The following is an 8,035-nucleotide window of genomic DNA, read 5'->3' on the forward strand; positions in this document are numbered from 1 at the left end:
AACCTGAAACCTGAGACCTGAAACCAGAAATCTTTATATATCGCTCTTCTTTCTTCTCTTTTCTTTTATATTTGATGCTTCAAAAAAACGAGAAATCATGTCATCATTTTCTTTACAGGCTATTTCACCTATCGACGGTCGATATGCATCAAAAACGAATTCGCTTAGTGCCTTTTTTAGTGAAGAAGCGCTGATAAAATATAGAGTACGGGTAGAAGTTGAATATTTTATTGCATTATGCACTATCCCATTACCGCAATTAAAGAATGTTGACTCTTCTATATTTGATAAACTTAGAGCACTATATATCGAATTCACTACCGAAAATGCACTTGCTATTAAGGATATCGAAAAAGTAACCAATCACGATGTAAAAGCAGTAGAGTACTTTATCAAAGAGAAATTTGATGAATTGGGTTTACAAGAATATAAAGAATTTATTCATTTTGGACTCACGTCTCAGGATATTAACAATACAGCCATTCCCTTAAGTATTAAAGAGGCACTACATGAAGTATATATTCCTGAGTATACATCACTAATTCATAAACTCAAACTCCTGGTCGATGATTGGGCAAAAGTAGCTATGTTGGCTCGTACACATGGACAACCAGCATCTCCTACTCGTCTGGGAAAAGAACTTCAGGTATTTGTTACCCGGCTCGAAGCACAATTTGATCAACTTAAAGAGATTCCTAGTGCAGCAAAATTTGGAGGTGCTACCGGAAATTACAACGCACACCAGGTGGCCTACCCTGATATTGACTGGAAATCCTTCGGAACTACTTTTGTGCAATCAGTGTTAGGGCTTCATCATTCGTTTCCGACAACTCAAATAGAGCATTATGATCATATGGCCGCTCTTTTCGATGGTTTAAAGCGTATCAATACGATCATACTTGATCTTGATCGCGATATCTGGACTTATGTCTCGATGGACTATTTTAAACAGAAGATCAAAAAGGGAGAAGTAGGTTCATCTGCCATGCCACATAAAGTAAATCCTATTGATTTTGAAAATAGCGAAGGAAATCTTGGTATTGCCAATGCATTATTCGAACATTTATCGGCAAAATTACCGGTTAGTCGTTTGCAAAGGGATCTTACTGATAGTACTGTATTACGAAATATCGGTGTACCATTTGGGCATACACTTATTGCATTTCAAGCTACCTTAAAAGGATTGAACAAATTACTTTTAAATGAAGAAAAATTTGCAGAAGATCTTGAAAATAATTGGGCAGTAGTTGCTGAAGCTATACAAACTATTCTAAGACGAGAAGGATACCCAAATCCTTATGAAGCTTTAAAAGGACTCACACGAACTAATGAGCAAATCAATCAAAAATCGATAGCTAATTTTATAGAAACTTTAGATGTATCCCAAGCTATTAAAACAGAATTAAAGCAAATTACTCCTTCTAATTACACAGGGATATAGTATTGATAAACAATTCCCTTGTATTTTTAAGTGGTATTTCTTAGAATATGTGCTAAAGTTTACCTATTACATTTTAATGATAATAAACTCAGACCTTCGATTAAATTGATGCTTAGTTTCAGAACATTCTGCGTTATTATTGCACTCGTTAATTAACTGAGACTCTCCGTAACCTATAGCACTTTCTATCCTAAAAGGTTCTATCCCTTCAGTAATTAAATAGTCTCTCGTAGATTTTGCTCTCCTATCTGATAGCTTCAAATTATAGGCATCATCTCCTCTAGCATCTGTATGAGATTCGACTTTTATCACCATTTTCGGGTACTCTTTCATTAAAAGCACAACCTTATTTAGTTCTGAAGCTGCGTCATTTCTTATATACGACTTATCTAAATCAAAATAAATAATACCAATCTTAATTTTCAAGATACCATTTTCTTCCACAATTAACTTATTAACAGTAGACAATGCGACAGGTACGTCGGTTTCTCCGGAATATGCGTTCGATGTAAAGGGAACAGTTTTGGGTTTGTACCCTATTTTTTCTGTAATCAATCGATACGAAGTATCGCAATTTATACTGTAGTTAAAAGTGAATTGTCCATTATCGGCACTACGTGTTACCTCTAGTACTTCGTCATTCGATGATACAAGTTTCACTTCGACCTGACTTATAGGTTCTTGTGATGTGGCATCGGTAATAACCCCTTTGATCTTTTGGTTACATACTTCTATTGGAGTTCTCTCAAAAGAATAAATATCATCGTCGCCTTTCCCAGACTTTCGATTAGAACATACAAAACCTTTGTTGGTATCCTCTTCAACGATATATCCAAAATCATCAAGATTACTATTTAACGGACTCCCCAAGTTAACTGGTATACTAAAAGTTTCTGCCAATTTACTTTCGAACACATCTAATCCCCCCAATCCCAAATGACCGTCTGAGGCAAAATACAATGCTTTATCTGTGATGTAAGGAAACATTTCTCGACCATATGTATTAACAACCGGACCCAAATTTCGAGGTTTAGAAAATTTTTGACCTTCGAGAATATCGACTACAAAAATATCTGTACTACCAATCGAACCCGGCATGTCTGATATAAAATACAATTTGGTACCATCCTCACTTACTGTAGGATGCCCTACAGAATAGTCATCACTGTTGAAAGGAAGCTCTTTTATATTGGTCCAAGATACATTTCCATAAGAGTCTTCTACAGCCTCTGCCATGTATAATTTTAGATGATTAATTCCTTCTTCGTCTCTGATTAATTTTCCGTTATAATTGTTTCTAGTGAAGTACACCGTTTTTTGATCTGGAGAAAAAGCTAAAGTTGCTTCATGATATTTCGTATTGAGCGCCTTAGAGAATTCTTGAATAAATGTAACTTCTGTTTGTGATTCGTTTATTTTTCCTAATAACAAATTAAGATATGGTTGTTCGTTCCAGTGATATACTCTGGTATGATAATTTGAAGTATCTACTGCAGAAGAATATACCAGGTCATCTTTATAGTACATAGGTCCAAAATCAGACAACTCGGTATTGATTTTCAAATTTTTTAATGTGAATTGTGGCTCAAGATTAAGAACATCTTCTACGGTAAGGCTATTTTGAGAGAATTTTTGTGACCTGGGATCATTCGAATTTGCTTTTTTCGAAAAAATCTTCATCCATTTTTTGGCAGAACGATGATCACCAATTCCTTGTAACGCATGCGCATACTTTAAAAGATATTCTGCATCAACATCTTCGCTATATTCTGATATTAAAATATCATACCACCTATGTGCTTCCTCCATATTTGTATTGAAGTAATATGCATCTCCTACCTTTTGCAAAACCTCTTTTGAATTATCTCCTTCTTCAATAGCCGCTTCATACTCTCTAGCCGCTTCTACATACCACATTTTTTCAAAATAACTATCGGCTCTTTTATACTCTTTTTGAGTATATCCGAAAGCCGAAAGCAATAAAAGAGACAATGTAATTATATTTTTCATACGTTTTGTATTTTTTGTTTTTTAAGTGATCAGATAAAATTGCTATATACTCATATTGGTGGGTATCAATCTCATTGTAATAGCAAATTTATATGTTCATTTAAAAGAATCTAGGTGATTTTAAGCGTTTTTCTTCAGATTTAAGTTCGAATCGCAACATAATTTCATGACTTCCTGTTGTAAAATTTTGAAGCCGTGTAGTAGTATAATCATATGCATACCCTATAAGTAGCCCCGGCGTAATTTGAAAACCGGCCAGACCACTAAATGAGTCATCCCATCGATAGGATGCCCCAATTCTAAATCGATCATATAACATAAAATTCGCTGATATATCTACGATTAAGGGAGCACCTACTACATGCTTCAATAAAAATGCAGGTTTAAATTTTGTATTCTTGCTAAGGTCGAATATCAATCCTCCTATAAGAAAAAAGTGTAACCTTTCTGAAGCTACCGATCCCTGAATATCATCATAGTGCTGATCAGTAAAAAAATTAGGAACAGATACCCCTAAATAACTGCTTTCCCCATGTAGATACAAACCTGCACCCACAGTGGGTAAGAAGCGATTATTTATATTTTGCTGAAAAACTACATCAGGATTTTGAACTTGCCCTTTGGTCCAATCTATATTAAGTAATCGCCCTCCTCCTTTCACTCCAAAAGATAATTTATGTGTATTGGATGCACGAATCGTGTATGAAAAATTTGCATCAAAATAAATCTCGTCTGATGGACCTATCTCATCATTAATAACCGCGAGTCCTAATCCTACGTTCTTTCCTAAAGGTGTATCTACGGTTAGCGTCTGGGTTTGAGGAGCACCATCTATGCCTACCCACTGCGTTCGATGAATACCAGTAACCGATAAATGACCTCTTGAACCTGCGTAGGCAGAATTTACACTTAATGTATTATACATGTACTGCGTAAATTGAGGATCTTGTTGACCAAACGACCGGCATGCTAAAAGCAACATCAAAAGACCTATAATTTTTTTTGTGTATATATTCATGTTGTAATTTGATAAGATTTAGAGACAAATTCGAATATCTGCCTAATGTCTACTTGCTTTAAAAATTATCTATTAAGATAAATCCATCCTGCTCTGGGCTCTGAGCCATCTCCCAGATCCAAAATATAATAATATGTCCCTACCGGAAGCTTGTCCTCAACATAAATAACCGCTCGACCATTTGAGGTTCCATCCCAAGAGTTGTCGTAATTATCTTTTTCATAAACAATATTTCCCCATCGGTTGTAAATTTCTAGGCGATTATCGGGATATCTTGAGATACAATCTATAGTAAAGGCATCATTTACTCCATCATTGTTAGGTGAAAATTCGTTAAACACGGTTAAGCACTGTGTCTCTATGACCGCCTCACCTACATTATTATTTACATCAATATCAAATTGATCTACAGCAAATAACGAAGCGCGATTTAAGTAGTCGTTCACATCCAGAACTTCTGCTGTAATTGTGAGCGTTTCTGTTTCAGAAGCGGCTATGCTCATCATAGTCCAAAGACCATTAATCGCATTATACTCACCATTTGAGGCTGTAGAAGCAACAAAACGATAGCCCCCGGGTAACACTTCTTCAATCTGAAGATTGGTTGCCTCAATCGAAGCACTGTTATTGGTTACTGTAATCGTAAAAATAACTTCTTGTCCAATAGTTGCTGTGGTAGGGCTTACAGATTTATTTACAAGAATATCAATAAATTGTGGTGTTACTACGACACTAGCTTCATCATCATCGGGGACGCCGTCACTTAAATCGTCTACAGCAAAACCAGAATTAACATTGCTATCAGGGTCTGCCTGGTCAGCTCTTATGATTTCAGCTATATTTGTATATTCATTGTCATCCCCAGAGGGTTCATTAACCACCACCAGCATTATTAATGATTCGGTGGTGCCATTCAGAATTGTTCCGTTAATAGACCAGATTCCAGTTGTATTATCATATAATCCTGCGGTAGCTACATAAGACTCAAATGTAAAACCATCGGGAAGAAGATCACGTATTTCGACTCCGGTAGCATCACTATCCCCACTATTTGTGATATTGACAGTAAATTCGACAGACTCGCCCACCAAAGGAGTGGTATTGCTTACTACTTTTTCTAACGACAGATCTGCTAATCCCGACGCTACAGGATTTACCGTAGCTTGATCATCTTCGGCATCTACATTATTATCTGGACTAGAATCAGGATCAAACGTATCCAATGCAATTAGTTCTGCGGTGTTTGAATAGCTTCCGGTAGGTAAAACAGTTGCTGTAATAGTTAATGTAGCAGTAGTTGCGTTAACCAAGTTTCCAATGTTCCAGGAACCGATAGTCGGGTCATAAGTACCCACTGATGGCGTAGCACTTTCAAATCGATAGCCCGAAGCAAGAATATCTTCTACAACAACTCCTGTGGCATCACTAGGGCCATCATTTGTGGTTGTTATAGTAAATGTAATTTGATCCCCTACTTCTGGATTTAGGATATCTGCAACTTTGGTCACTGAAATATCGGTGATCACCCTAGGAAATACCTGAATTTCATCCTGGTCATCTTCGCTAAGATCGCCATTACCAGGAACCGAATCCGGATCCAATTCGTTTACAGCTGTTACTTCTGCAGTGTTTGTATAATTACCTAGAGTGTTTATAGATACCGTAATATCAATAGTTGCTGAAGTGCCAGCAGCCAGATTACCAATCGTCCAAAGACCATTGCCGACATTATAAGCTCCTGCACTAGTATCTGAAATCCAATTGAAACCAGAAGGAATTACATCGGTAACTACTACGCCTGTCGCCTCGCTAGGTCCATCATTAGCTACAGTAAGTGTAAATATAATGGTGTCGGTCACATCGGGATTTAAATTGTTTACTGTTTTTTCCAGAGATACATCAGCTACTGAAACTGGAGTAACATCAATTCTATCGTCATTATTAGAAGTGTTGGAATCTCTTGCAAAATTTTCAGATGAGTTGATATCAACAATATTAGTATACGTACCCGAAGGGTTAACAGTTGCTGTAATCGTTAATCGTTCAACATCTCTTTCTACAAGAGTTCTGTTTACGGTCCATATTCCAGAAGTATTATCGTATACTCCTGCGGTAGCTTCATAAGATACAAACGTATATCCTGTAGGCAGTAGATCAGTTATGATTATATCTCTATCGCTACTCGGACCAAAATTTTGCAGCAAAATGGTAAACTGTACGTTATCACCAACTCTAGGAGTGGTGTTATCAACTGCTTTGGTTACACCTAAGTCTGAAACGCCTAAGGGTACTGGTTCCACCTTGTCTTGATCATTTTCTGTATCATCATTATTAGCAGGAGTAGAGTTGATGTCATTTTCATTAGCACCTGTTACTTCTGCAACGTTGGTATAAACTCCATCGGGTAAGACCCTGGCTGTGATTCTTAAAGTTCTGGTGATACCATTTGGTATATCTCCTATGGTCCAGGAACCATTTAAAGGTTCATAGGTTCCTACAGATATTTCTGGAGTACTCACATATTCATATCCAGAGGCTAGTAAGTCGGTGACTACTACTCCTGTCGCATCACTAGGTCCCTTATTTTCCACAGTTATAATAAAATCAATATTTTCTCCTACATTCGGGGTTTCATTAGTTACTTCTTTTTGAAGTTCAAGATCTATTCTAGGCGTTAACCTTGGGGTTACAACCTCTTCATCCTGATCATCTTCTGCTAAAATATTGTTATTTGGTGTAGAATCTGGATCCAAAATAGTCGCTGCTGTTACTTCTGCAACATTTGTATAATTTCCTGTTTCGTTTACTAAAACATCGATTAGCAAACTTTCGGTATCTCCGCTTGGGATAGTTCCGATAGTCCACTCTCCCGACCCTTCATTATACACACCAGCCGTAGAACTATATAAAATAAAGTCATACCCATCAGGAAGAAGATCAGTTACCTCTACTCCTGTGGCTATTCCCGGTCCATCATTTGTAACTCTGATTTCAAATGTAATTTCAGTTCCTGTAAAGGGTGTGATATCATTATCAACAACCCTTTTGGTTAATGATAGATCTGCAACATCGTTATAATCGATGGTTACTGTGGCGGGATTGGATATATTATTTTCGTTATCTCTTACGGTATATTCAATAGGTACAGGATCACCGGTAAAAGCCTGTGTACAACTCGCATCAGGTATTCCGGCAGCACTACAAGGAGTGAAAGTAATTTCACCTGTGGCGGTATTAACACTCCATACACCTTGATTCGAAGCAACAAAACTATCTCCGGCAGCTGCAGTACCTACGATTTGTACTGTAGATACATCAACAGTATCACCTGTGGTATCATTGGCTACTACGTCTACAGTTACCGCAGTTATGGGAGTATTGCCTGTACTCACATCATCTGTTGCTACAGGCGAATAATCAATAGTTACAGTCGCTTCATTTGAAGTATTCCCATCGTTGTCATTAATCGTATAATTTACGGGTGTAGGATCTAAGGTGTACCCAGGGTTCGGGGTAAAACTTATTTCTCCTGTACTTAAATCGACACTCCATGACCCTTCTCCCGG

Annotated in this window: 4 protein-coding genes; 1 reads left to right on the forward strand and 3 read right to left on the reverse strand. The window is 37.1% G+C overall.

The features are described 5' to 3' along the window. Positions 1-97: 97 nt before the first annotated feature. A complete protein-coding gene (gene purB / locus J8281_RS17510; RefSeq protein WP_210198958.1) occupies positions 98-1,441 on the forward strand; it encodes an adenylosuccinate lyase in 1,344 nt (447 codons plus the stop codon). A gap of 66 nt (positions 1,442-1,507) precedes the next feature. Here purB and J8281_RS17515 read toward each other — a convergent pair whose 3' ends face one another. From J8281_RS17515 to J8281_RS17525, 3 genes are all read right to left on the reverse strand, one after another. Next, a complete protein-coding gene (locus J8281_RS17515) occupies positions 1,508-3,451 on the reverse strand; it encodes an OmpA family protein (RefSeq protein ID WP_210198959.1) in 1,944 nt (647 codons plus the stop codon). Between the two features lie 100 nt (positions 3,452-3,551). Then, positions 3,552-4,469, reverse strand: a complete 918-nt coding sequence (locus J8281_RS17520) for a type IX secretion system membrane protein PorP/SprF (protein WP_210198960.1) — start codon at positions 4,467-4,469, stop codon at positions 3,552-3,554. Positions 4,470-4,534: 65 nt separating this feature from the next. Beyond that, the coding region (locus tag J8281_RS17525) for a gliding motility-associated C-terminal domain-containing protein (RefSeq protein WP_210198961.1) at positions 4,535-8,035 on the reverse strand (3,501 nt) is incomplete at its 5' end.

The sequence above is a fragment of the Aquimarina sp. U1-2 genome (assembly GCF_017897595.1).
Lineage (GTDB): Bacteria > Bacteroidota > Bacteroidia > Flavobacteriales > Flavobacteriaceae > Aquimarina.